Genomic DNA, 2,859 nt, shown 5'->3' on the forward strand with positions numbered 1-2,859 from the left:
GTTGGGAAGTTGGCAACCTTTGGAGGTGTGATAGTGATGGTCAAAGTCTGCCCGACGGCACATTGCCCGGCATTCGGGGTAAAAGTATAAGTTGCCCCAACTGTATTGCTAAATGCAGATGACCAAGTTCCGGCAACTCCGTTTGGAGAAGTGTTTCCAATTGTGATTGCATCGCCACTGCAAATGTTTAAAGGCGTAGGGAAATCGGCAATCAAAGCCGGTGTTACAGTAAGTTGTGATGCATTGCTTACGAGGATATTTCCGCCGGATGTCATTTGGCAGTAATATTGGTTGGCATTAAAATTTGCCGGAACGGGATTGATCGTCAGCGTATTCGTAGTAACATTCGAATAGGGCGCAACATTCAGAACATTGACCCAGCTGCCTGCCGCATTCAATACTTTCCACTGGAAAGAATAGCCTGCGGGATTGCTGAGCGGTGCCGTAAAAGACACATTTTTGGATTCACAGGCACTTTTGCTTGTTGGCGATGTGACCACCGGTACCGTTACCGGGGTAACATGATGCACACCAATATCTGTACAACTTTCCGTATTTGAAGAATTCTGGTTCCAGTCATTGCCGTTGAAAGCAGTTTTTGGCGCTATAGCATTCGGGTTTCGAATAAGTGAATAACCTACATTATTAGGCGTTTGTATATTATCAATTAAAGTACCGCTGTGGTACAACATAAATTCATCATTGGCATTGAATCCGGTGGAATAATGCTGTCCCTGGCTTGCCGTCCATCCACACGGAATAACACCGGTTCCAATTCCGATCAAATAAACACCGCCGGGAGGAATCGTTCCAGAAAGGTTTATAGTATAATTTACCGGGCCTCCAACATCACCAGCTCTTGTAATTGTATAGCCCGACAAATTGACCGTTGTTGCCGTACCATTGTAAATTTCAATCACACCGCCATCACCGGCCTGTGCATCATACAATTCTGAAATATAGATGTCACTTGAATAATTATTTGCAGTGGTTGTTTTAATTACTGTAAATGCAGCCGGGGAAAATCCCTCGCAGCCATTGGTAACCACACTGACATTTCCTGAAGCATTCCCAGCTGGAAGATAGGCTTCGATTTTAGCATCAGAAATGACTGTAAATCCGCTTGCTGCAAGCCCGTTAAAACGCACGGCGGTTGTTCCGCCCCCAGCCTGGAATCCGCTTCCGTTAATCGTGACTAAAGTGTTTTGTGGACCTGAAAGTGGTGCAAACGAACTGATCGTTGCTGCTGTACAATTGGATGTTACCGTTCCAAAAAGTTTAAAATCATCGAGCCTGAAAGTACCATTTCCTGCGCTGTTGCTTATGGTAATTGTGACGGTTACTGTTCCTGTAAGCCCTGTCACCGGAGTACTGACTGGTGTATTTCCCAAAGCGGCACCGGCAGTCCCGGTGGTTCCGCTGCCTACGATGGTCCCATTAATTGCCATCGTCCAGTTTTGTGGCCCTAGATTGCTTCGAAGGCGCCAAAAATCAAATGCGGTGATATCAGCTTTAAAGCCAGTTGTTACCGCAAAATTAAGCGTGATTGTTGCTGTAGCAGCCGTTGTGATCCTGATGGCTTCTCCTGTTGCTCCGGTGGTACTTGTCCATGCCGACACGCTGTTGCTCCACGAAGAATTTTGCAAATGAGAATCAAGAATATCCGGGGCAATGGTATAAGGATGTGTGCTGATAGTTGTAGTTCCGAAACTATGGGAATAGATTTGTGCATTGGCCAGCTGCCCAGTGATTAACAAGCTAAAAACAAATAAATAAATGCAGGTTTTTCTGATCAGGGTATTGGTTTTCAAATGCATAGGGAATAAAAAATTGGTAAAGTAAAAGTCATTTCCAGAGTACAAAATTACCTTCCAACTGTTTCCTTATGATGCGATTTTATTTATCAAATATTTAAGAAATAGTTACCAACGAACTGATTTTATTGCCAAATATTAAATTTTAGTATCGAAAATGTTATTTATTAATATACACCCAGCCTGTCAAATGCTCGGAAGACACAGTATCGATTACATAATAATATACACCGTCGGGCAATAAGTCGCCATTCTTCGAGGATCCGTTCCATTCGTTTTTATAATTGATGGCATGGTATACTTTGGTTCCGTATCTATTGAACACCGTAAGCTCTTTAACTCCCAATCCGGTTAAATCAAAAGTGTCATTTTTGTTGTCATTGTTTGGCGAAATTCCTCTTGGGATGCTGCAGAAAATTTCGTCAACGGTTTCGTGTTGGGAAACCGAGCAGCCATTCTGTGTCGCAGTCAATTCGTAAGTTATAGGAAATATAGTTTGTGTTACATCCGACAATAAATCGGTTACATTGAGGATTGCTGAAGTAGAGACAATCCTGCCCTGTTCGTCTTTCCATTCATAGTGATGCGAGGAAGAACCCATAGCTTCAAGCATGTAATTTTGGCCAACGCAGCCTTTTTTAATTGTTACCAAAAGAGTTTCCCAATTGATGTTCAGCGTATGGATTTGTGCGCATTGTCCGGGATTTGGCGTAAAAATATAAGAATCAATATTCGGATTAATGACTGCCGGATTCCAGCTACCCGCAATGCCATTTGGTGAAACCGGATTCAAAACCGGAAGATTTGATGCATTGCAAATAGAAAGTACAGATGGAAAATCAGGTATCATGCTGTTGCCAACATTTACATGCAAAACAAAATCCGAAGCACATTGCCCGGCATTCGGAACAAACCGATAATCGCCACTTGCAGTATTATTGATTGCCGATGGCGTCCAGGTTCCTGAAATGCCATTTGGTGACGTTGTATTTAAAACTGGTGCAATTGCTCCGGTACAAATGGAAATTGGCGTGGTAAAATTCGG

General features: G+C 43.1%; 2 protein-coding genes. Both read right to left on the bottom strand.

Annotation, left to right across the window (positions count from 1 at the left end; all coding sequences use genetic code 11):
* The coding region (locus BLS32_RS17305; RefSeq protein ID WP_139171805.1) for a lamin tail domain-containing protein at positions 1 to 1,817 on the bottom strand (1,817 nt) is incomplete at its 3' end.
* Between the two features lie 157 nt (positions 1,818 to 1,974).
* The coding region (locus BLS32_RS17310; protein WP_175453166.1) for a T9SS type B sorting domain-containing protein at positions 1,975 to 2,859 on the bottom strand (885 nt) is incomplete at its 5' end.

Source organism: Flavobacterium noncentrifugens, assembly GCF_900100375.1.
Taxonomy (GTDB): Bacteria; Bacteroidota; Bacteroidia; order Flavobacteriales; family Flavobacteriaceae; genus Flavobacterium; species Flavobacterium noncentrifugens.